The sequence below is a fragment of the Neobacillus niacini genome (genome assembly GCF_031457145.1).
GTDB classification, from domain to species: domain Bacteria; phylum Bacillota; class Bacilli; order Bacillales; family Cytobacillaceae; genus Neobacillus; species Neobacillus niacini_J.
The window spans coordinates 595,293-618,879 of sequence record NZ_JAVDVZ010000002.1; the positions used below are offsets into that span (position 1 = coordinate 595,293).

A 23,587-nucleotide genomic window follows, 5' to 3' on the forward strand; every position below is an offset into this window, starting at 1 on the left:
TAACTAAAAACAGCTAGTTAGCAAACTGGCTGTTTTTGAAATGATAAAAACATGTATTATCACATATACTTTATTTTTTATAAACCTCTAATTGGAGGTTTACCACCCATGGCATTTGTTAATGTTCTGGAAACCTCTAATACTTTATTTCCATAGAAAGATGCATCTGCGTCTGGTTGGCTTGATAGAAATAAGCAGCTGACAACAAGTTTTACCTCACCATGCAAATTAAAAATAGGAGCTGCAACTCCGCACACACCAGGCGTATGTTCCTCATAACTTTCAGCATAACCTTTCATTCTAACATTATTAAGTTCCTGTTTAAACTCTTCTATGTTGGTTATCGTCTTGCTTGTAAATTGCTTAATTCCGCTTTTCTGTATAAATTCATCTGCACGACTCTCATTCATAAATGCTAAATAGCATTTACCGAAAGAAGCACTAGTTAAGGGAAATCGTTGCCCTATGCTGACGGTTACTCGAACTGTTAAATGCGGTTCTTCCTTTGCTACATACATTAACCTGTCATTTGAGGTTGGTTCTAACAAAACAACCGTTTGTTGCGTTTCTTCACATAACTCCTTTAGGTGAGGTTTGCAAAGTTCAAGATAGTCAATATATTCAGAGGCCCTTGCACCAAGCACAACAAGGGAAGAGCCAAGGCTGTATTGTTTTTTATTTTCGTTGTAAACGACATAGTTATGGTTTTCAAGTACCTTAAGTATCCGATGGCAGGTACTTTTATTGATATTTACATCTTTACAAATATCAGCAAGACTGCTTGCACGATGATTATAACGGCTGAGATATTCTAATATCTTTATAGTCGACTCTAAAGCTGGTACCTCTGATCGATCTTTTTTATTTTCCATACAAAAACCTCGTTTATTAAATATTAGAGTTCGTTGCATGAAAACTCCATTTATACCTTAACAACTATTTACATCCCTGTAAATATTGCTTGTCTTTTTTCAAGGAAAGCCTGTGTACCTTCATTTTTATCGTCGGATCCGAACAAGATAGCTTGTGCCATTTTTTCCATCATAAGTGCAGTGTCCATGTCTATATCCAAACCACGGTTAATAACCAGCTTAGCCATCTTAATAGCAAGCGGTCCCTTCTTTAATATCTTGTCAGCTTTATCCTTGGCAGCCTGGAAAAGCTCATCTAATGGCACAACTGAAGATACTAATCCAATTGCCTGAGCCTGGGTTGCCGTTAATATGTCACCAGTCAAAATCATGTCTAAAGCTCTGCCTTTTCCAATAATTCGAGCTAACCTTTGTGTACCCCCTGCTCCTGGAATGATTGACAAACTGAGTTCTGGCAGTCCAATCTTAGCATGTTCAGCAGCAATACGAATGTCACATGCCAAAGCTAGTTCACAGCCGCCTCCTAGTGCGAATCCGTTTATTGCTGCAATTGTCGCTTTACTACTGTTTTCAATTTTTCGATAGAGCCCAGACATCCCAGGGATTAGAGCATCTATCGGTTGTTTTTTACTAAGCTGCTTTATATCCGCACCAGCTGCAAAAGATTTTTCTCCAGTACCTGTTACGATGATTACTCCGATTTGCTTGTCATTCTCCAAGGAGTCAAAAGCATGATCTATTTCTGATAATGTTTGGTTATCCAACGCATTTCTCACTTCCGGCCGATTGATCTTAATGATTCCAATTCGATCCTCTAGTTCCACTAAAATATTTTGATAATTCATTTCTATCCACTCCTTGATTTAAAAGGGTTTCTGGTATTAAGAAATTTAACCGCATTTCGTGTTTTATTAATAGAAATGGCTGCTGACCCTATATAAGCATAAGTCCCGCAAACTATTAACCTGCCAATGAACGGGCAACAATTTCTGCTATATCCATTGTTTTGACCTGCTCTTCTGCTTCCAACGCTTTTGTCCCATCGCTTAACATGGTCAAGCAGTATGGACAATTGCTTCCAATCATCGTCGGACTAAGTTTAAGCGCTTGTTCTGTACGTTCTACGTTTATCCGTTTTCCCTGGGTTTCTTCTATCCACATCCTGCCGCCGCCAGCTCCACAGCACATGGCATCTTCTCTATTCCGCTCCATCTCTAAGATTTTTACGCCGCGAATAGATTTAAGAATTTGGCGCGGGATATCATAGATGTTGTTATAGCGGCCCAGATAACAGGAATCATGATAGGCAATAGCTTCTCTGACTTCCTTCACCGGCTTAATACTGCCTTCTTGGATCCACTTCCATATCAATTCGGTATGATGAAAAACTTCGGCTTCTAATCCAAACTCTGGATATTCATTTTTAAATGTGTTAAAAGCGTGGGGATCGATGGTAATAATTTTTTTCACCCCATAAGCCTGGAAGTTGGCGATATTCTCCTGACATAATTGCTGGAATAAGAATTCATTCCCCATTCTGCGTGCTGTATCTCCGGAATTGCGCTCTTCATTACCGAGAATGGCAAAGCTGACACCTGCACTGTTCATAATTTTAGCAAAGGAATGTACAATCTTTTGACTTCGTTTATCGAAAGATCCCATGGAGCCGACCCAAAATAAATATTCAAATTCTTCTACTTCATTAACCGTTGGAACAACGACATCGTTGAATTCTTCACGCCACTTAATACGTTCCTTACGGTTGATGCCCCAAGGATTGCTTTGTCTTTCAATATTTTGAAAATAACGAGTCGCTTCCTGAGGCATATTGCCTTCTGTCATGACTAAATAACGTCGCAAATCAATGATTTTATCTACGTGTTCGTTAGATACTGGACATTGGTCTTCACAATTCCTACAGGTTGTACAAGCCCATAATTCTTCCTCTGTAATGACATCACCAATTAAGTTAGGCATTTCAAGCGTTGCCGCTGTTTGCTGCTCTGCTAATCCAGCCATTGAGGAAAGGGACGACGCTCGAGAACCAAACACATAACTCGGCACCCATGGACTGCGTGAAGTGATAACGGCTCCTTTTTCTGTTAAATGGTCCCTCATCTTCACAATGAGCTCCATTGGTGATAATGTCTTTCCAGTAACTGATGCAGGGCACATATTCGTACATCTTCCACATTCTGCACAAGCATACAAATCGATTAACTGCTGCTGCGTAAAATTCTCGATTTTCCCTACTCCGAATTCCTCAGCATCTTCATCCTCAAAATCTATTTTTCTCAATTTCCCAACAGGGCCTGTTTTCTTGAAAAAGATATTGATCATAGCGAATAACTCATGTGCTTGTTTGGACTGAGGCACAAACACCATGAATGAAAAGACGGTTATCATGTGCATCCACCAAAATATATAGAATATAACAGTACCTGCCGTTGATCCAACGCCAGAAAACAATAACGCAATAGCACCGGAAAATGGGGCATAAGTCAGATTCGGTTCATGATCTAACATAATTGCTTCGAATCCTAATGAAAGCAGGATTGATGTGGTTAGAATGGATAAAGCGATATAGACAAAAGCAGCTTTTCCATTACGCTTCCATTGCAATCGCTTTAACTTTTCACCGTACCGGCGGTAAAGTCCATATAAGACAGCCAACAGCATAAGGAATGTAGCCCACTCCTGCAGAAGACTGAAATATTTATGTCCTTCACCAAAAGGAAACTCATAGCCTTTAATAAATCCTTTTATGATGAGTTCGATAAGTCCTACTTGAATGATAAAAAAGGTATAGAATAGTACTAAATGCATATACCCGCTTTTCTTATCTTTAAACAATTTTCTCTGGCCAAACCCATTCACTAACAAAGCAGTGATTCGCTCTTTAAGGTTTGGTTCAAATTCCGCTTTTTTGCCCAGTTTCACAAATAAATAGCGGGTGTATACAACCTGGACAAACAAATATACTGCATATCCTGACAATGCCAGGAAAGCTAATAAATTCAGCAGTGAAAGCATCCTGTTTCTCCCCCCGATGTGAATTTAGAATTTAATATTAAACAGAAACAAGGGCTTTTTTGAATTCTTCTGTTAATAGAGGAACCACTTCAAATAAATCACCTACAATGCCGTAGTCTGCGACTTGAAAAATAGGTGCCTCTGGATCTTTATTGATAGCAACGATGGTTTTTGAGTTTGACATACCAGCCAAATGCTGAATCGCACCAGAAATCCCGCAAGCGATATATAAATCAGGAGTTACAACTTTTCCAGTTTGTCCAATTTGTAAAGAATAGTCGCAGTATTCAGCGTCACATGCTCCCCGAGATGCTCCTACAGCACCGCCTAATAGTTCTGCTAATTCCTGCAAAGGCTCAAATCCTTCTTTACCTTTGACTCCACGTCCTCCGGATATGATGATTTTTGCTTCACTTAGGTCAACCCCGCTTGTAGCTTTGCGAACAATCTCTTTCACTACTGTTCTTAAATCCTTGATCACCGGCTGAAATGGAATAACTTCTGCCTGGACAGGATTCTTTTTTAACTCAACGTTATTTGGTCGCAGTGTTGCAAAAACTTTACCTTGATTAAATACTTTCTTTTGGAATGCTTTACCGGCATAAATAGGTCGAGTAAAGACAATCTCTCCATTCTCCAAGTCTGCTCCTGTGCAGTCTGCAACAAGTCCAGCAGCAAATTTAGCAGCCACCCTTGGAGCCACGTCCTTCCCAATAGCTGTATGCCCCAACAGAATTACATCCGCCTGCACTTCATTAATCAACTGAGTCAAAGCTTGAACATATGCATCAGTTGTATAGGTATTTAGTTCCTCATTTTCTAGAACATATACTTTATCAGGTCCGTACTGATTAACTTCCTCAACAAATCCAGATACTCCCGTTCCGAGCAACGCGGCAATCACTTCGCCGCCATCAGCTAATTGTTGTGCGACAGTCAAAGCTTCAAAAGAAACATTACGTAATTTGCCGTTTTTGCTTTCTGTCAAAACGAGTACTTTTTTATTCATTCTCTTCATCCTCCTCATTCATGATTAAATGACTTTTGCTTCCGTACGCAGCAGTGAAATAAGTTCTTGAACCTGTTGTTGCATTTCACCTTCTAATACTTTTCCATTTTGTTTCTTCGATGGTAAAAATTGATCACGGACAGAAGTTCTTGCAGTGGTATCGTCTTCAGCAAGTTCAAAATCCTCTACTTGGTAACGTTCAAGAGGCTTTTTCTTCGCTTTCATAATCCCTGGAAGAGAAGGATACCGAGGCTCATTTAATCCTTGTTGGGCTGTTGCCAAAAACGGGAGATTGACTTCCACGACTTCTACATCACCTTCCACATCACGTTCTACTGTTGCTTTATTGCCATCAAACGATAATTTGGTAATGGAAGAGACATGCGGGATCACTAATTCTTCTGCTACCCGAACAGCCACTTGGCTAGATCCAGAATCAACAGACATATTTCCGCCAAGAATTAAATCATACTCATGTCCTTTAACAGCTGCTGTGATTAATTTAGCAATTTTATACTCATCCGCCTCTTCCTCTAATTCAATTAGAACCGCTTTATCTGCTCCCATCGCAAGAGCTGTCCTTAAAACCTTCTCAGAGCGTTCAGGGCCAACTGTTAATACCGTTACTTCCGCACCTGATTCTTCCTTGATCTTGATTGCCTCTTCTACTGCATACTCATCATAGGGATTGAGGATAAACTCTACATTATCCTCACTAATCACCCCGTTATTAATGACAATCTTCTCTTCGGTATCAAAAGTCTGTTTTATCAAAACTAATATATTCATTTTCTTTTATCCTCCTATTCTTAAATACGTAAGATAAGATTTATAGATATTGCTTCTTTAACTGTGCGGCAATAATATTTTTTTGAATTTCGGATGTTCCTTCATAGATCTTAGTGATTCTGGCGTCACGATAAAAACGTTCGACTGGATATTCTGCAATATAACCAATTCCACCATGAATCTGTACAGCCTTATCTGCCACGCGATTATAAACTTCAGATCCCAGCAGTTTAACCATAGCTGCTTCCTTAAGGACTTTCATCCCTTCGTCAACCATCCACGCCACTCGGTAAGTCATACTTCTTAATGCTTCTATATCAAGTGCCATGTCAGCTAAATAATGTTGAATAATTTGTTGTTCAAAGATTGGTTTACCAAACTGTACACGTGAATTCGCATGTTGGATAGAAATTTCCAATAATTTCTCACTAGATCCTAGATTACGAGCTGCCAGCCCTGCACGTCCGTTCGCAAGTATTTTTAATGCATTAACATATCCTTGGCCTTCTTCACCTAGTACATTTTCTACTGGCACTTCACAATCTTCAAAGAAAATTTCTGCAGAATGTGACCCGCGAAGACCCATTTTCTTCTCATTTTTCCCGATTGTAAATCCAGGAAAATCCTTCTCTACAATAAAAGAAGTAATCCCTTTAGCTCCCTTTGACGGGTCTGTTACAGCCATAACAGTAAAGACATCTGCAATAGGAGCATTTGTAATATAATGCTTACTTCCATTTAAGATATATTTATCTCCATTTTTCACCGCAGTTGTTTTTAAGTTGGTAGCATGTGAACCAGCACTTGGTTCAGTCAATGCGAAGGCACCGATCATCTCTCCACTGGCCATTTTTGGGAGGTACTTCCTCTTTTGTTCTTCATTCCCCATTTCTACAATCCCAACTGAACCAATTCCTGTATGGGCACCAATGACGGTAGTATAGCCGTTATGCGTTCTGCCTAATTCCTCATAAATTGCGCACTTTCCTACCATTCCAACACCTGTACCACCATACTCTTCAGGGATACTTAGTCCAAATAAGCCCATTTCCTTGGACATTTTCATAATTTTTTCCGGAATTTCATCCTTCTCTTCGATTTCCATCGCAAGAGGATCCACCTCGTTATCAATAAAATCACGAATACTTTGTTTTAAAAACTTGATATCTTCTGATAATTGAAAATTCATAACATCCACTTTCCTTCCTATTTATTAGTGTAATCGTAAAATCCGCGACCTGATTTTCTTCCTAAACGTCCTGCTTTCACATATTTCACAAGAATCGGAGATGGACGGTATTTTTCTCCTAAATGGTGATACAAATATTCCATATTTCGCAAACGGCTGTCCAATCCTACAAGATCCGCCAAATCAAGCGGCCCCATCGGATGATTTAAACCGAGCTTGAGGGCTTTATCGATGTCTTCGACAGATGCTACACCTTCCATTAACATGTTCATCGCTTCATTTCCAATTAGACAATTCATTCGGCTTGTTACAAAACCAGGAAACTCATTGACTTCGACAGTTTCTTTCCCCATCTTTTCTGCCACTTGTTTTACTACTTCTACCGTAGAATCAGATGTATCCAATCCTCGAATGATCTCGATCAATTTCATGCGATGGACCGGATTAAAGAAGTGCATTGCAATACATTGATCCGGTCTTTTTGTGCATGCAGCAATTTCCGACGGACTCATCGTTGAGGTGTTTGTAGCTAGGATAGCGTGAGCTGGTGCAAACTCATCTAATTGCTTGAAGATATTGATTTTAATCTCCATAGTTTCTAACGCCGCTTCGATTACCAGGTCGGTTTTACGAACGGCTTCTTGCAGATTAGTGGCATAACTTAAATTTTTCTTTGCCTCTTCTGCCTGTAAGGATTCGATGTATCCTTTAGTCACGTTCTTATTTAACAGGTTTTCGATATATTCTCTTGCATTTCCGATTGCTTCTTCAGATATATCCTGTAAAATTACTTCAAACCCAGATAAAGCAGCGGTATAGGCTATTCCACGCCCCATGGTACCTCCGCCAATCACAGCGATTTGATTAATCATTTTAAATAATCCCCTTTACTTTAAATTCTGCAATAACTTCACTACTATAGCCCAGGTTTGCTAACACTTCATTTGTATCCTCACCTAATAAAGGAGGTGCCTTTCGAACAGAACCCGGCGTAGCCGATAATTTAAGAGGTATACCCAGCATTTTCAGCATACCAATGGTAGGATGCTCTACTTCTTGAATCATTTCCCGGTATTCAACCTGAGGATGAGCCAGGAGTTGGGCAATGTTGTTAATTGGACCACTTGGTACACCCGCACGTTTTAACCTTTCAATAATTTCCGAAGAATCTTTGCTCTTCGTATATTCCGTGAGAATCCCTACGAGTTCTTCTCTGTTTGCCACGCGGTTCACGTTTACTGCAAATTTCGGATGATCCTTCAAATCATGAAGATCAAGTGCATCACACATTTTTCTCCATAGCCCATCATTTGGTACCGCAATGATGACATAACCATCTTTCGCCTCAAACGCCTGGTATGGAACAAGGTTTGGATGTGCAGACCCTAAACGTCCAGAAACCTTTCCTGTTGCTAATACACCTTGCCCCAAGTAACTGGTCAACGACACGATGGTATCCAACAATGATGATTCCACATATTGGCCTTTTCCTGTCTTTTCTCTGGCCAGCAGCGCAAGGGCAACCCCAAGCGATGCATAAAGGCCCGTTGCTAAATCGACGATCGAAAATCCAACCTTAACTGGGGCCCTTCCTTCCTCACCGGTAACACTCATCAATCCTCCGAAACCCTGCATCAGCAGATCATAAGCCGGTTCATCTTTCATCGGACCCGTCCGGCCAAATCCGCTGACAGCACAATAGACCAGCCGAGGGTTGATTTCTTTGAGCACGTCATACCCTAATCCAAACTTCTCCATTGTTCCGTTTCGGAAATTTTCAATTAATACATCGGAATCCTTTATCAGCTGTTTTACGATACGTTGTCCTTCTTCCGTTCTGAGATTCAACGTAATGCCTTTTTTATTTTTGTTTAGGCTCATAAAATAAGTAGATTCTCCATTTATTTCAGGCGGAATATAACTACGGGTTTCGTCGCCAAGTCCCGGCTGTTCAACCTTTATAACTTCCGCTCCCATATCTGCTAATTGCATACTGCAAAAGGGACCCGCAAGTGTTCTCGAAAGTTCTAATACTTTTATCCCTTCTAGTGGACCAGCCATTCTAAACCCTCCAAGTATTTGCTGTTTTCAAAATCTCATATACGGACTATCAACCCATATACGGAACACTAATTTCAAAAAAAATTGTAACTCTAACTATTCATAGTCTTTTGAGAGACATCACAAGATTCTTGTGGAGCTTGTTTTACAAGAGGTTCATTCCTTATTTCTTTGATAAACTGCGCCGGATTCATTTTAATTGGCACTAAACTTGCAAATTTTCCACAATCGTTGTAATCCCTTGGCCTCCGCCAATACAGAGAGTGACCAATCCATATTTTTTTCCTCTTCGTTCCATTTCGTGCAATAATTTCGTCATTAGAATGGCACCTGTAGCTCCGAGGGGATGACCTAATGCAATGGCTCCACCATTTACATTTACTTTTTCCAAATCCAAATTAAGTTCCTTTATCACAGCAAGAGCTTGTGCTGCAAAGGCCTCGTTCAATTCAATTAAATCGATATCATCTAATGAGAGTCCCGCCATAGATAACGCTTTCTTCGTTGCCCGCACCGGCCCAATCCCCATGATTTCCGGTGAAACTCCTGAAACAGCCTGTGCAATAATTTTTGCTTTTGGTTTAAGACCTTGCTTATGTGCCGCGTCCTCTGACATCATTAATACTGCAGAAGCCGCATCATTTCGTCCACTACTATTTCCGGCAGTCACGGTACCGTTTTCTTTAAACACTGGTTTTAAACCGCCCAATTTTTCCAAACTGGTTAATCGTGGGTGTTCATCTATCTCAAAGATCCTATCTTCTTTTCTTTGTTTGATTTTATAAGGGACGATTTCCTTGGTAAACCGCCCATCCAAAATTGCCTGTTGTGCAAGTTCCTGACTGCGAAGCGCAAATTCATCCTGTTCCTCTCGAGAAATCTTGTATATCTCCGCTAAATTTTCAGCTGTATAACCCATTGTGAGATTTCCATAAATCTCAATTGGCTGTGAACGCGGTTGACTTTCCGTATTAGGATCAACAATTTCTCCATTTCCTGAACCGAATCCATAGCGAGCCTTTCTTATATAATAAGGGGCTGTACTCATGGATTCTGCTCCACCTGCTATTATTACATCTGATAAACCACTCATAATTTGCAAGGCTGCATTGTTAATAGCCTGAAGTCCTGAACCACATTGCCTATGGACGGTATAACCCGGTACCTCAACAGGAAGTCCTGCACGCAAAAGAGCCAGTCTGGAAAGATTAGGCGTATCTGTACTCTGTTTTGTCTGTCCAAGAATTACTTCATCTACTACACTTTTTTCCATTCCTGTTCGCAGCAGGACTTCTTGAATAACCTTCGCAGCGAGGTGGTCAACCTCTACATCCTTTATACTACCTCCAATTTTCCCAATCGCTGTTCTTACTGAGTCAATGATAACAACGTTTTTCACGTATTACCCTCCTTATGTATTTTGTCCTTTTAAGAATGGGGCTTCACTAGATGAGAGCAACATTATATAAATGAAAATTTAAAGGAAGATCTCTTGTTTACTTTTACGTTCGCCATTCTACGTGAGTTTCAACAATTCAAATAGTTAGCCCTCATCAGGTTTGTTTTCGTACGCTGTACCGTATATGGCACAGCGTTCCTTATACGAATCAATGATACTATTAAAACTGTTTTCGGTCAATTATAACTTTTTAGATAATTCATGCATTTTCGGACTTTTTACTCATTGCTAGCTCGAGGTAGCTCCTCAACGATTGTTTGTTTTTCTTTTGGTTTAAGGAGGTATAAACATGTCATAGAGATGACACAACAAACGATGATATACATGGTGATGGCATTGGGACTTTTAAATTTCTCAAGTAATGTTAAGGATATTGTAGGTGCTAATCCACCTGCAATGATTGCAGCAAATTGATAGGCAAGAGATGATCCACTAAATCTTATATGTGCAGGGAAGATTTCAGCAAGTAGAGTTGCTTGTGGACCATAGATAACAGCTGGCCCGATACTTAAAAGTACAATAGCGATTGCAATAAGTACGATCTCTTTTGTATTTATTAAATAAAAATACGGCAAAGCTCCTAAAAGTGTCATGATCATTCCAGAGAACATAATTTTCTTTCGTCCAAATTTATCAGACAAATGAGCTGCATAAGGTACAATAAATAAGAATGTGATCGCAACGAGCATTACAGCATTCGTGATCAATTGTTTATCCATATTAAGCTGAGTTGTAGCGTAATAAACAGTAAATGTTGTACAAATATAAAAAGGTACATTATCTGCAAGACGTGTAAAAGCAGCTAAAAGAATCTGTTTTGGATATCCTTTAATAGCTTCCAAGACTGGCTGCTTTGCTGTGGCCTTCTCTTCTTTCAACTTCTCGAATTCTGGAGACTCTTCAATCCCTAATCGGATATATAAACCAATAAACACTAGAGCAAAACTCAGAAGAAATGGAATTCTCCAACCCCAAGCTTCAAAGAAATCTCCTGTTAAGGACATACAAAGAGAAACAACTATAGTAGCGAATATCATCCCAATTGGAACACCCAATTGCGTCATACTTCCCATTAAACCTTTTGATTTTTCCGAACTCCATTCAACTGATAGAGTGACCGAACCACCCCATTCTCCACCGACACCAATCCCTTGAATAAATCTTAATATGACAAGTAATATCGGTGCGACAACACCAATGCTATGATAGGTTGGTAATAATCCCATAAGGGTAGTACTAATCCCCATTAACAATAAGGAAGTAACCAAAGCAGCCTTTCTCCCAACTTTGTCACCGTAACTGCTAAAGACCATGGCTCCAATAGGACGAGCCAAGAAACCTACAAATAGTGTAATAAAAGATTGTAAGATTCCCATGTAAGAACTAGATTCTGGGAAGAACAATTGTGGAAAAACGAGTGCAGCCATGGTTCCGTAAAGGAAAAAGTCATACCACTCGATAGAAGTTCCTACAACACTAGCTATGGCAACCTTCTTCATCTGTTTTTTTCTAACGCTTTCATCCATTTTCATCTTGAAACCTCCTGATTTTTGACTTATTCATAATAATGTTAAGTTTCTGAAAATTAACCCTACTATTTTCTACAGAAATGACAGTTGCATCATTGATTGCAACCTATACAAACACACCTGCAAGATACTTATTTCCCTTTGCCAGTCCAAAATAACAATTAGACTTTTATAAAAACTCCGAATCCGGAAAGATTAGACCCATTCTTCCGAATTAGGAGTTTTATATTTTAAACAGCCCTTTTTTTAAAGTGCAACTTTTTCCACCAGCTGTTCTTTTAAAGCCCTTCTTAAAATTTTCCCCGTTCCACTTTTCGGCAGTTCCTCGATGATTTCAATGACCGAAGGAAGTTTATATTTTGCCAGATGTTCCTTAGAGTAGGCATGCAGTTGTTCCACTGTTATTAAAGGGTCTTTGGTGACAACATAAGCTACCACTGCCTCACCGCGATTTGGATCTGGTACCCCAAAGACCGCTGCCTCCACTATGTCGGGATGATGATAGAAGACTTCTTCGACTTCCCTCGGGTAAACGTTATACCCTCCTACTATAATCATATCCTTTTTCCGATCGACAATATAAAAATATCCATCTTCATCCATTCTTGCCAGATCACCTGTATAAAGCCAGCCATCTTTAATCGCCCTTTTTGTCTCTTCAGGCATTTTATAGTAGCCTTTCATGACATTTGGGCCGCGGACAATAAGCTCTCCTACTTCTCCAACAGGAACTTCCTCGCCAAACTCATTCACAATTTTATTTTCCACATTGGTGATTGATGTCCCAATTGATCCCGGTTTACGTTCACGGTCAAGAGGGTTAAAGGTAGTTGTTGGCGATGCCTCGGATAATCCGTATCCTTCTAAAATCACCACATTAAATTTTTCCTCAAAATTTCTTAACAGGGAAACAGGAAGGGAGGCTCCGCCTGAGAAGCAGAACCTTAGTGATTCAAGATCCTCCGGGTTTCCTTCAGGGAATTGATAGAGAAAGTTATACATCGTTGGTACGCCAAAAAATACCGTTGGTTTATATTTTTTACCTAAACGGAAAATTTCCCTCGGGCTGAACTTGGGTACAATCAGAATAGTTGCCCCAGATAAAATCGGTGCATTCAAGCAATCCGTTAAACTAAAGACATGAAACATTGGCAGTACTGTAATAATTCTGTCATCGCTGGTCATTTTTAAATCATGGCTTACATCCATGGCATTACAATACAAATTCTTATGGGTCAGCATTGCACCTTTGGGTTTTCCAGTTGTTCCGGATGTATAAAGAATAATGGCAACATCATCACCATGAATTTCCGGTTCTTGAAAGTCCAAATTCCCGGAAGCCAGTAGACTAGTAAACGATCTCAATTTAGATTTCAAGTTAGAGTAATTAGAAAGGCTATCTGAATCCTCTGTCTTTTGATCCGTATCAACATACACATATTGCTCTACTTTTGGCATCAATGTTTGCTTTTGCTCCAGTAATGGGATTAGCGATTTCAAGGCAACAACAGCCTTAACATCACCATTATCAAGGATATACCCTATTTCATCGGCTGTATAAATAGGATTAATCGGAATGACAGTCGCTCCCAATCGGAACGCCCCATGTAAACTAATCACAAATTGAGGAGAGTTATCCAACAATAATGCAATATGGTCTCCTTTCTTAATCCCTAATTTTTCCATACCCGAAGCGAATTGTGTAATCGCTTGATTCAATTCAGCATATGTACTTGATTGGTCCATAAAGCAATACGCAATCTTGCTGCCGGAGTATTTTGCCGTTTCATGAAGCTTTGTTGAAAAATTCATCTAGCTTTCTCCCCCTTTGCCAAATTTTATTTTAAAATTTATTCAATTATATTAGATGGATACTGGTTTACACAGCAACCACTCATTGGTCAGGCAATTTTTCGTAATCAGGATAACTCAATTCCAATTTTTGAACTAAGCCTTTCATTACTAAACAATTTGTGTCAACTTTTCTAATAGTTTCATAGTTTTACCGATTTTCACCACGTATTGCTATAGAAACTAATTTTGTTTCAAGATAGTCTTCCAAACCATAGCGACCACCTTCTCTTCCTAACCCGCTTTGTTTCACTCCTCCAAATGGCGCTTGAACAGCAAATGGGGCGGGATCGTTTACTCCTACCATTCCATAGTCAAGCTTTTCTGAAACCCGGTGTGCTCTTGAAAGGTCATTCGTATAGAAATAAGAGACCAGCCCATATTCAGTATTATTTGCTTTTTCGACAACCTCATCCTCAGTACTAAAACGGATTAATGGTGCTACTGGACCAAAAGTTTCTTCATAGGTAATTTTCATCTCTTCGTTAACATCTGCTAGTACCGTTGGTAGATAAAAATAGCCATTTTCATATTCATTCTCAGTTGGCACTTTACCACCGCAAAGAATTCTAGCGCCTTTCCCTGCCGCATCGGTAACATGATCGTGTGCTTTATCAACAGCCTCTTGGTTAACCATTGGACCTACTTGAGTATCTTCATTTAATCCATCGCCGACCACCATGGATGCAACTTGATCTGCAAAACGCTGTGCAAATGTGTCATAAATCGAATCATGTACGTAAATACGATTCGCACAAACGCATTGTTGACCAGTTGATGCAAACTTACTGGCGATGGTACCTTTAATGGCAAGATCAATGTCAGCATCTTCAAAAATGATAAATGGAGCGTGTCCACCAAGCTCCATGGATACACGTTTTACTGTGTCAGCCGATTGACGAATGAGCTTCTTTCCAACTTCTGTTGATCCTGTAAATGAAATTTTACGAACCGTGTCACTAGCCATTAGTTCTCCAACAATATCAGAAGAATTCCCAATGACAAGGTTCACAACACCTTCTGGAAGACCGGCTTCATCAAGCACTTTAAAAAGCTCTAGAGATGATAAAGGTGCCTCACGGGATGGCCGAAATACAACCGTACAACCAACAGCTAATGCAGGCCCTAATTTTCTTGCAGCCATAGATAACGGAAAGTTCCATGGCGTAATTGCCCCAACAACCCCAATTGGCTGCTTTATTACAGAAATTCTTTTATTTGGTGCAGATGCAGGGACGATATCTCCATAGACGCGGCGAGCTTCTTCTGCATACCATCTAAAAAAGGCGATCGTGTTCCCCACTTCATAGCGAGCATTATGAATTGATTTGCCCATCTCTTTCGTAATGGTCTGGGCAAAGTGTTCTTTTTTTTCCTCCAATAGTTCAACTACTTTATGCAAATAAGCCCCTCGCTGTTCACCAGTCAATCCAGACCATAGCGGGAACGCATTTTTTGCTGCTTCTATAGCTCGATTTGTTTCTTCTTTTCCTACTAAAAAGACTCTATCAACCACTTGACCATTAGCGGGGTTTTTTACTTCTAATATTTGTTCAGCTTCTAACCACTTTCCATTAATGTACATTATTCTGCTGATTCCCCTTCTTGATAGAATGGTAAAACCTGATTATAGATTTTAATAACATCTTCTCTGACAACTTTTCGCGGATTATTTGGAATGGTCCCTTTATCATCCATGGCATCATGTGCTAAACGATCAACCATTTCCTTTGTAAATTCAATTCCTAAATAACTAAAATCTTTTGGTATATTCAATGATTGGTTAAAATCATTTAGTAAGTCTATTAGTTTTTCCGCAGCAACTTTATCATTCTCAAATGTTAAAGAAGGTTCAAAGATTCTAGCAATATCAGCATATTTTTTATAGTTTGAGATTAGATTGTGTTTAATAACATAAGGTAATATAATTGCATTCGCCAGTCCATGGGGTGCATGGTATATAGCTGACATCGGATGTGAACAAGAGTGAACAAGTCCAACACCGCCAAGACCAAAAGCCATACCAGCGATTGTACTTGCTAAATGCACTTGTGATCTTGCTTCAAGGTTATTAGGATGTGCATAACTAGGCAGCAAATGATCTTTGAGCATTTTAATTGCTTGCAGGGCTAGGCCATCAGTTATTGGGGTTGAACGTACAGAAGTAAAAGCTTCTATCGCATGAACCAAAGCATCCATTCCTGTAGATGCAACTACATGGCGTGGAAGTGACTTGGTTAACGATGGATCAACAAATGCAATCTTAGGTGCCAATTCTGGTGAAACAACAACATATTTCCTGCCTGCCTCATGATCAGTGACCACTGTAACAGTGGTTACTTCAGAGCCAGTACCAACAGTTGTTGGAATAGCAAACAACGTGGGAATATCGTTAACAACTGGTTTTTTCCCACGGCGATAATCAAGGATATGGCCAGGATGACTAACCATTACACCAACGGCTTTTGAGAAGTCCATCGCACTTCCTCCGCCAACGGCGAGAATCATGTCACAAGATTCGGCCTTATAAACTTCAGCCCCCTTCATGACAGTTACGGCATGAGGATTTGGCTCAATTTCTGAAAATATGATTGAATGAATCCCGTTTTCTTTTAAAAGAGATTGTATTTTATTTGGAATTCCAGCTTGAACAAGCCCTGGATCAGTGGCTATAAAAACGTTTAATTTATTGAATTCTTTAATTTTTATTGTTAAGCCTTCCTCGACACTGTTTACTCCAAAAATCACATTTGTAGGTAATGCAGAATTAAAAAATTGCTGACTTAAATACATAATATTCCTCCCTAGTACTCTCCTTTAGAGTTTGATCGTAAAGCAGGGATTGGGAACAGTGGGATTAGTTATTATTCCCATGATTGTGGCGCCCTTAAGGCATAATCCAATTATCAAACCCATACAGGGTTTGATTTATTAGAGCCGGGCCTGACTGTCCCCGGCTCCGTTAGTAGGACTAATTTTATTCCACGTTTGCCATGGCACTGTCGAGAACAAAGCCCTTATAACCCGCCTCTTCCAAGGCTTTTCTATAGTTCCCCAAGCCTCCCATGTAGAAATAGACCGCATTTTTCTTACCAGGGATGTTCGCACCGAAAATCCACGATTCAGCCTTTGGAAACAGGGTCATATCTGCAATTGTACGGCAGGTTTCAACCCAATTATTCTCAGCTTCTATCGTTGGTTCGATCGTGCTGATGCCTTTTTCAATCATGTACTTCACGGTATCCGAAATCCATTCAACTTGAGTTTCAATGCTTGGCGGCAGGTTGGTGAACGGTCCGTTTGGTCCGAGAATCATGAACAAATTAGGGAAATCAGTATTCGTCATGCCGAGATACCCCGTTGGTCCATCCGCCCACTTATCGCGCATCGTGACACCACCGCGTCCGCGCATGTCGATCTTGGTATAGTTGCCATCCACCGCATTGAATCCGGTTGCGTAGATCAGTACGTCCAATTCATACTCGCCATCCGTGGTGCGCACACCTTTTGGTGTAATTTCCACGATTGGGTTCTCCTTGACATCGACGAGTGAGACATTGTCTTGGTTAAATGTATTGTAGTAGCCATTGTCACAAAGCGGACGTTTGGCATATAAACCGGTTGGCATCAACTTGCGTGCCGTTTCAGGATCCTTAACGATCTCTTGAATCTTCTTGCGGATGAAATTGGCTGCAGCCTCATTAGCCTCTGGATTGATGGCAATGTCGTTGAAGGTACCGAACATGAAGCGGAATCCACCTCCAATATTCCATGCCTCCTCAAACACACGCTCTTGTTCCCCTTTCGAAACTTCAACCGCTGATACCGTACTTTCCTCAAATCCGAAGGCCACGGCGGAAGATTTCACTTGTTTCCATATTTCTTCGTAATTTGCCTTTATTTCCGCTTTCTCAGCATCGGATTGTTGCTTTAATCCGATTGGTACACTGTATTGCGGAGTCCGCTGGAAAACCGTCAGATGCTCGACCTCAGGGGCAGTGGCAATAATTACCTGAACCCCGGTTGAACCTGTACCAATTACGCCTACTCGTTTACCCTTCAGATCAACGCCTGATTTTGGCCATCTAGCAGTGTGATATTGTTCACCCTTGAAGGTCTCTCTGCCCTTAAAATTCGGCACATTCGTTGCTGATAGCAGACCAAGTCCGGTCACAAGATACTTTGCCGTGACGGTTTCACCCTTATCCGTGGTGACTTCCCAAACGTTCTTTTCCTCGTTGAAATAGGTTGCTGTAACTTTAGTGTTAAACTGGTAGCTGCGTCGCAGGTCGAGACGATCGGCGACGTCGCTCATATAGGATAGGATTTCCGGCTGCGTCAGGTAATTGTGCTTCCAATTTCCATCCTGAAGTAGTTCTTTGTCGAAAGAGTAGCGGTAGACAAAGCTTTCGGTATCCGAAAGCGCTCCCGGATAGCGGTTCCAATACCAAGTACCACCGACATCAGAGCCATTATCATAAGCGCGTACGTTTAGGCCTAGCTCATTGCGGAGTTTATGAACAGCGTAAAGGCCGCCGTACCCAGCCCCAACAACAACCGCATCAAATTCTAACCCTTTTGTCTTATGATTATTCAGTTGATTCACATTGCTTCCCCCTATTATTGAGTTTCAGTTTGGTTTTTCATTGGATCACAATCTTATATTTTGAAAGGTTATTTCTTATTTTTGCAGTGCCTGATACCAAGCTGCAATCCTGCTGACTTCCTCATCCGCTTCAGGAGCGCGTCCGGCGAGGCATGGGAAAACATGCTGCATTCCATCGACAACGGATAGTGTAGCTTGTACACCTGCTTCAGTGGCGCGAGCATGCAGTCGGCGCGCATCGTCCAGCAGCATTTCAACTCCACCCGCGTTGATGTAAAGCGGCGGAAAACCATTGAAATCGGCGTGCAGCGGGTTGGCAAATGGATTTCGGGCCTTCGTGCTGTCATCTCCGAAGAACATTCCAATCATTCCTTGGAGCAATGGGACGGTAATTAGTGCGTCAGTAGCGGCGTTGCTCTCAAGCGTGCTGCCGGTTAGTTCCATATCGAGCCATGGCGAGAAAGCAATGACAGCACCTGGAAGCTCAAGTCCCAATTCACGGAATTTCAGCACCGATGCTATGGCAAGGTTTCCTCCAGCAGAATCGCCGATTGTGCCGATATCCTTTGCCTTAATGCCTGACGCTAGCAAGGCTTTGTATACAGCAGCAGCATCCTCCAATTGTGCTGGGAAAGGATTCTCCGGGCTGCGACGGTAGTCTAATACTACAGAGGACACGCCCAGTGCCTTGGCCATATGGCCAGCCAGCTTCCGATGGCTTGTGGAAGATCCTACGGCAAATCCGCCGCCGTGAGTGTAGATTAATACTTTTGATTTGTCGCATCCAATAGGGTATGCCCAGATGACATCGACACCACCTACCTTATCCGTCTTATAAGTCACATCCTCAGGCTCAAACGTAGGTTTTTCCCATTCGTCAAAAAGGCTTCGGAAGTCCGCTATTGTCATGTTCGGATTGGCCTCCATACGGTCGCTCCAATCCTGGTACAATGCCCGCAGATATTCTGCTTCCTTCGATATAATTTTTGTTGTTTGCTCCATTGATTTCATAATTGTTTTCCTCCCTTTTATATTCGTTCATTTGAATACGGTTTCATTACTGAGTGTTCTTGGGTGATTCGCTTAACTAATATGCAAGTACCGTGCCAAACTGAATTTTAGGATATTTCAGCCTTTTCTTAATTTTTGTTTTTTATTTTTGTAGCAAATTTGAAACAACAATATAAAAAAAAGGGTAAATGAACTCCCATATAGTCAACTATTCTTAATTTTGCAACAGTAATTCTCACTATTGCTACAGTACATATGCCAGAAAAAAATTCTGCTAAAAATGGAAATAATTTTACACAACGGTGATAGTTGACATTTCCTACTATTAGTATGTAAATTAATAATATTCGGAATAATTAAGAGGTGAGTACTATATGTCCTATGTTCCATATTCAGTTTATCAGCCGTTAACAAAAAATGAGGTTACTCTACTAAGAAAAAAACAGTTTGAAAAATGGGAACACTACTTCTTAAATCCAATTCAAATCGGGCAAAAGCATACGGAATTTACAGAAGTAAGAGATGTTATTTTACAATCTTGGAATCGGAGTAAGGAATATCAAGATCTGAATCCGATGATTGAAGGTTCTGTAAAAAATATCTCGGATGAAGAGCTCAAAGAAATAAGGAAAAAAAATGAAGTTTTTCACCTAGCGGAACCAGTACTTAAACAGGCGGGGCAAGAACTTTCTGATGAAAACCATGTACTCCTGTTTTGTGACAGTGATGGCATAATCATAGATAACTATGGGAATCACTCTGTAAGTCGAAATATAGGAAACTCAGTGAATGCAAATAATGGAGCTCAGTGGTCAGAACGTTGGGCCGGTACGAATGCAATTGGGACCTCCATCATTTTGAAACAGCCTATTCAAATTTTTTCTTCCGAACATTTTTCTTATAATTGTCATGAATGGGTGTGTTCATCGGCGCCAATTTTGGATCCGCTAACAAACGAACTGTTAGGGGTAATAAACCTTTCTACTACGGCTAATAGTTTTCATTACCTCAGCATGATGAAAACGATTGGATTAGTGAATCAAATAGAAAGAATCCTATTTCACAATTACTACCAAGTACGTGAAATGATGCAAAACATATATATTGAAGCCATTAGTAAATGGAAAAACCAAATCGTTATCTTATGTAACTCAAAGGGGAAAATTTTAAAGATAAACAATGATACTCAAATCAATGAAATAACATCATTAATGTCAGTTACAGTAGAAAACAATGAATGTACCACGAAAAAGGAATGGGAGGATGAAGTAACGCTTCATGGCAGTCAGTATCGGGCTATTCACAAAAAAATTTTTTGGTACGATAGATTCATAGGGTTTATTTCTATTTTAGAGAAAAAAAGTAGATTAAGTCATTCAACTACTATTCATAATCACTTTGCAAAATACTCTTTTCAAAGCTTAATTGGTAATTCAGAAGAATTTAAGCGTACTATTCATTTAGCACAAGTTGCTGCTTCAAGTGATTCTAACGTTCTGATTACTGGGGATAGCGGCACAGGGAAAGAGTTAGTTGCGAATGCCATTCATCAAGCCAGCAATCGATTTGACCATCCATTTATAGCCCTGAATTGTGCTGCTATACCAAAGGATTTGCTCCCTAGTGAGCTTTTTGGATATGTGGCAGGTGCCTTTACGGGTGCTAATCCGAAAGGCAGCATTGGAAAGTTTGAATTGGCGAATAAGGGAACCCTTTTTCTAGATGAATTAGGGGATATGCCTCTGGAGTTACAAGTCCAGTTGCTTCGGGTAATTCAGGAACAAGAAATCATTCGTATCGGTGATAAAATACGTACCCCTATAGATGTAAGAGTGATCGCAGCAACGAATAAAAATCTTGTGGAAGAAATTCAAATGGGGAAATTTCGTAAGGATCTTTATTACCGTCTCAATGTCATTCAAATTGAGTTACCTTCTTTACGTCGACGGTCAGAAGATATTCCTTTATTAGCTGAATATTTTGTTCAAAAGCTGTCAGTAAAAAAACACCACGGTCCTCATCATATAACGGCAGAAGCTATGGGGATTTTAAAAAATTATTCTTGGCCTGGAAATATTCGCGAGTTGGAGAATGTGGTGGAATATGCCGTCAATTTTTCAGCCAACGGCATTATTACCCCCGAAAGTCTACCAATGCATTTCCATAACCAACAGACCTTACCTATTAATTCGGTGAGCATTAATCCCGTCAAACAGGCTGAGTTAGACTGGATTATACAAGCGTTAAAACGTTCACAGATGAACGTCACAGATGCAGCGAAAGAATTGAAAATGAGCCGAAGCACCCTTTATCGAAAATTAAAAAAAATGGGTTATGATATGAAAAGTTTAAAGTAACGGAATAAGCAAATCTTTTTCATTCTTCAAATATAAAAAGGAGGCTTCCAACTGAATGCCTCCTTTTTGTAACCCAGTATAGTGTTAAAGCACCCAAATAGTTTTGTACATTTCTTATCAATCTCCTTTTTCATACAGTTTTTACATATATTTATTGGGTTTTTGATTACCTTCAAAAAACAAAAAATCCTAACATCAATTAGATGTTAGGATTCAGGCTGTCGAGAAAGTCACGACAGCCATTATTTTTTCTTATTACTTTAGCAATTCACCGCGTTAATTTGTTATAATATATGTATTAAGTATAGGACGGTGTATAAATGTTCAAGCCAAAAAGAGAATTTCAAAATGAAGCCGAATTTGTATTTATTGATGATTTAATGCCCCAAGATCACCTGTTAAGAAAGGTGGACAAATATATCGACTTCTCTTTTATTGGTGAGAGAGTTCGTCCATTTTACTCTGAAAATAATGGGCGTCCTTCGGACCCTATACAACTCTTTAAAATGATGTTAATCGGGTATTTTTATGGCATTCGTTCCGAACGCCAATTAGAACGCGAGATTCAGACAAATGTTGCCTATCGATGGTTCTTAGGACTAAAGCTAAACGATACCGTCCCCCATCATTCAACCATCAGCTGGAATCGGCGTACCCGTTTTAAAGATACGAATATATTTCAGGAGATTTTTGATGAAATTGTCTTCCTAGCGATGCATCACAAGATGGTAGGAGGAAGAGTTTTATTTTCCGATTCCACTCACCTTAAAGGCGAACGCGAACAAAAATAAATTCACTAGAGTCGAAGTGGAAGTTGAAACACGAGAATACATAGAAGAACTTAACAAAGCGGTTGAGGAAGATCGGGAGAATCATGGAAAAAAGCCTCTAAAGGAAAAGGAAGAGGTGAATGAGAAAAAGGAAATACGCCAAAGTACAACAGACCCTGAATGTGGGTTTATGTCACGAGAAAATAAACAGGAAATGTTCTGTTATCTTGATCATCGGACTACAGATATGAAGTTCAACATCATAACCGATGCGTTTGTTACACCTGGAAATGTTCATGATTCTGTCCCATATCTATCACGGTTAGACCGTCAGGTCGAACGTTTTGGATTTAATGTGGAAGCTGTTGCACTTGATTCCGGTTACCTGACAAATCCGATATGTAAGGGACTACATGACCGTAATATTTTTGGAGTTATTGCGCATAGAAAATATCAACCAACAAAAGGTTTATTTCCGAAATGGAAATTTACATATGATAAAGAGCAAGATGTGTATATTTGCCCAAATGGCCAAGAGTTACCATATCGCACTACTACAAGAGAAGGATATCGGGAATATAAATCGGATTCTAAAAAGTGTGCCAACTGCCCACTCCTGTCGGAGTGTACAAAATCTCAAAACAAAACCAAAGTTGTTACAAGACATGTTTGGGAAAATCATAAGGAAGAGGTACGACTCAATCGGCTTTCAAAATCAGGGAAAGTACTTTATAAATTTAGAAAGGAAAAAGTAGAGCGAAGCTTCGCAGATTCAAAAGAACTGCATGGGCTTCGCTATTGTAGGTTACGGGGATTGGATAATGCGAGTGAGCAAGTGTTACTCACCGCAGCATGCCAAAATATAAAAAAGATTGCCACACACTTAGCCAGGTTGGAAATAGTGTGTGGCAACTCTTAAGGTTATTTCTCCCCTGTTGATTGGAGCGGAAGGTGCGAAGATTCCTGCGGGAATACGGGGCAGGGGGAGACCCCGCAGGCGTAATAGCGCCGAGGAGGCTCCCCGGCACGCCCGCGGAAAGCGAAACACCTG

At 40.2% G+C, this 23,587-nt stretch carries 17 protein-coding genes; 2 read left to right on the plus strand and 15 right to left on the minus strand.

From position 1 onward, the window contains the following. Positions 1-77 precede the first annotated feature (77 nt). The 15 genes from J2Y03_RS07750 to J2Y03_RS07820 all read right to left on the minus strand — a co-directional run bounded on the left by J2Y03_RS07750 (position 78) and on the right by J2Y03_RS07820 (position 19,409). Positions 78-911 (minus strand): IclR family transcriptional regulator, encoded by an 834-nt coding sequence (locus J2Y03_RS07750; protein WP_310192560.1) that lies wholly within the window; start codon positions 909-911, stop codon positions 78-80. Positions 912-940: 29 nt separating this feature from the next. Then, positions 941-1,717, minus strand: a complete 777-nt coding sequence (locus J2Y03_RS07755) for an enoyl-CoA hydratase/isomerase family protein (RefSeq protein ID WP_310192561.1) — start codon at positions 1,715-1,717, stop codon at positions 941-943. 115 nt (positions 1,718-1,832) lie between these two features. Next, positions 1,833-3,905: a (Fe-S)-binding protein gene (locus tag J2Y03_RS07760; protein WP_310192563.1), complete on the minus strand. Its 2,073-nt coding sequence runs from the start codon at positions 3,903-3,905 to the stop codon at positions 1,833-1,835. A gap of 37 nt (positions 3,906-3,942) precedes the next feature. Continuing rightward, the gene (locus tag J2Y03_RS07765) at positions 3,943-4,914 is read right to left on the minus strand and encodes an electron transfer flavoprotein subunit alpha/FixB family protein (RefSeq protein ID WP_310192566.1); all 972 of its coding nucleotides are present in this window, start codon (positions 4,912-4,914) and stop codon (positions 3,943-3,945) included. A 24-nt stretch (positions 4,915-4,938) separates the two neighbouring features. After that, the gene (locus J2Y03_RS07770) at positions 4,939-5,703 is read right to left on the minus strand and encodes an electron transfer flavoprotein subunit beta/FixA family protein (RefSeq protein WP_310192569.1); all 765 of its coding nucleotides are present in this window, start codon (positions 5,701-5,703) and stop codon (positions 4,939-4,941) included. A gap of 40 nt (positions 5,704-5,743) precedes the next feature. Next, entirely contained in the window at positions 5,744-6,892 is a 1,149-nt protein-coding gene (locus J2Y03_RS07775; RefSeq protein ID WP_310192571.1) for an acyl-CoA dehydrogenase family protein, read from the minus strand. A gap of 17 nt (positions 6,893-6,909) precedes the next feature. Further along, positions 6,910-7,761 carry a 3-hydroxyacyl-CoA dehydrogenase gene (locus J2Y03_RS07780; protein ID WP_310193032.1) on the minus strand — a complete coding sequence of 284 codons (852 nt, stop codon included), beginning with the start codon at positions 7,759-7,761 and terminating at the stop codon, positions 6,910-6,912. 4 nt (positions 7,762-7,765) lie between these two features. After that, on the minus strand, positions 7,766-8,953 hold the full coding sequence (locus J2Y03_RS07785; RefSeq protein ID WP_310192574.1) for a CaiB/BaiF CoA transferase family protein: 1,188 nt from the start codon (positions 8,951-8,953) through the stop codon (positions 7,766-7,768). Between the two features lie 205 nt (positions 8,954-9,158). Then, the gene (locus J2Y03_RS07790) at positions 9,159-10,352 is read right to left on the minus strand and encodes a thiolase family protein (protein WP_310192577.1); all 1,194 of its coding nucleotides are present in this window, start codon (positions 10,350-10,352) and stop codon (positions 9,159-9,161) included. 278 nt (positions 10,353-10,630) lie between these two features. Further along, complete coding sequence (locus tag J2Y03_RS07795) at positions 10,631-11,944, minus strand: MFS transporter (protein ID WP_310192580.1); 1,314 nt, start codon at positions 11,942-11,944, stop codon at positions 10,631-10,633. A 243-nt stretch (positions 11,945-12,187) separates the two neighbouring features. Beyond that, positions 12,188-13,753: a fatty acid--CoA ligase family protein gene (locus J2Y03_RS07800; RefSeq protein ID WP_310192583.1), complete on the minus strand. Its 1,566-nt coding sequence runs from the start codon at positions 13,751-13,753 to the stop codon at positions 12,188-12,190. A 190-nt stretch (positions 13,754-13,943) separates the two neighbouring features. After that, a complete protein-coding gene (locus tag J2Y03_RS07805; protein ID WP_310192585.1) occupies positions 13,944-15,377 on the minus strand; it encodes an NAD-dependent succinate-semialdehyde dehydrogenase in 1,434 nt (477 codons plus the stop codon). Continuing rightward, a complete protein-coding gene (locus J2Y03_RS07810) occupies positions 15,377-16,585 on the minus strand; it encodes an iron-containing alcohol dehydrogenase family protein (protein ID WP_310192588.1) in 1,209 nt (402 codons plus the stop codon). The genes J2Y03_RS07805 and J2Y03_RS07810 overlap by 1 nt, the downstream gene beginning before the upstream one ends. Before the next feature lie 184 nt (positions 16,586-16,769). After that, entirely contained in the window at positions 16,770-18,398 is a 1,629-nt protein-coding gene (locus J2Y03_RS07815; RefSeq protein ID WP_310192591.1) for a flavin-containing monooxygenase, read from the minus strand. Between the two features lie 75 nt (positions 18,399-18,473). Beyond that, entirely contained in the window at positions 18,474-19,409 is a 936-nt protein-coding gene (locus J2Y03_RS07820; RefSeq protein WP_310192593.1) for an alpha/beta hydrolase, read from the minus strand. Between the two features lie 374 nt (positions 19,410-19,783). Here J2Y03_RS07820 and J2Y03_RS07825 point away from each other — a divergent pair, with 374 nt between their 5' ends. Together J2Y03_RS07825 and J2Y03_RS07830 are read left to right on the plus strand one after the other, a co-directional pair. Beyond that, positions 19,784-21,766 (plus strand): sigma-54-dependent Fis family transcriptional regulator, encoded by a 1,983-nt coding sequence (locus J2Y03_RS07825; RefSeq protein WP_310192596.1) that lies wholly within the window; start codon positions 19,784-19,786, stop codon positions 21,764-21,766. Positions 21,767-22,086: 320 nt separating this feature from the next. Then, a protein-coding gene (locus tag J2Y03_RS07830; protein ID WP_310192598.1) for an IS1182 family transposase occupies positions 22,087-23,455 on the plus strand; the annotation gives its coding sequence in 2 pieces (ribosomal slippage) (positions 22,087-22,530 and positions 22,532-23,455; 1,368 coding nt in all). Positions 23,456-23,587: the final 132 nt, after the last annotated feature.

Bases quoted from the DNA above. Each gene is read 5' to 3' on its own strand.
- J2Y03_RS07795 (WP_310192580.1), bottom strand. From the start codon at position 11,944: ATGAAAATGGATGAAAGCGTTAGAAAAAAACAGATGAAGAAGGTTGCC.
- J2Y03_RS07800 (WP_310192583.1), bottom strand. From the start codon at position 13,753: ATGAATTTTTCAACAAAGCTTCATGAAACGGCAAAATACTCCGGCAGC.
- J2Y03_RS07775 (WP_310192571.1), bottom strand. From the start codon at position 6,892: ATGAATTTTCAATTATCAGAAGATATCAAGTTTTTAAAACAAAGTATT.
- J2Y03_RS07750 (WP_310192560.1), bottom strand. From the start codon at position 911: ATGCAACGAACTCTAATATTTAATAAACGAGGTTTTTGTATGGAAAAT.
- J2Y03_RS07765 (WP_310192566.1), bottom strand. From the start codon at position 4,914: ATGAATAAAAAAGTACTCGTTTTGACAGAAAGCAAAAACGGCAAATTA.
- J2Y03_RS07825 (WP_310192596.1), top strand. From the start codon at position 19,784: ATGTCCTATGTTCCATATTCAGTTTATCAGCCGTTAACAAAAAATGAG.
- J2Y03_RS07805 (WP_310192585.1), bottom strand. From the start codon at position 15,377: ATGTACATTAATGGAAAGTGGTTAGAAGCTGAACAAATATTAGAAGTA.
- J2Y03_RS07820 (WP_310192593.1), bottom strand. From the start codon at position 19,409: ATGAAATCAATGGAGCAAACAACAAAAATTATATCGAAGGAAGCAGAA.
- J2Y03_RS07770 (WP_310192569.1), bottom strand. From the start codon at position 5,703: ATGAATATATTAGTTTTGATAAAACAGACTTTTGATACCGAAGAGAAG.
- J2Y03_RS07755 (WP_310192561.1), bottom strand. From the start codon at position 1,717: ATGAATTATCAAAATATTTTAGTGGAACTAGAGGATCGAATTGGAATC.
- J2Y03_RS07785 (WP_310192574.1), bottom strand. From the start codon at position 8,953: ATGGCTGGTCCACTAGAAGGGATAAAAGTATTAGAACTTTCGAGAACA.
- J2Y03_RS07760 (WP_310192563.1), bottom strand. From the start codon at position 3,905: ATGCTTTCACTGCTGAATTTATTAGCTTTCCTGGCATTGTCAGGATAT.
- J2Y03_RS07810 (WP_310192588.1), bottom strand. From the start codon at position 16,585: ATGTATTTAAGTCAGCAATTTTTTAATTCTGCATTACCTACAAATGTG.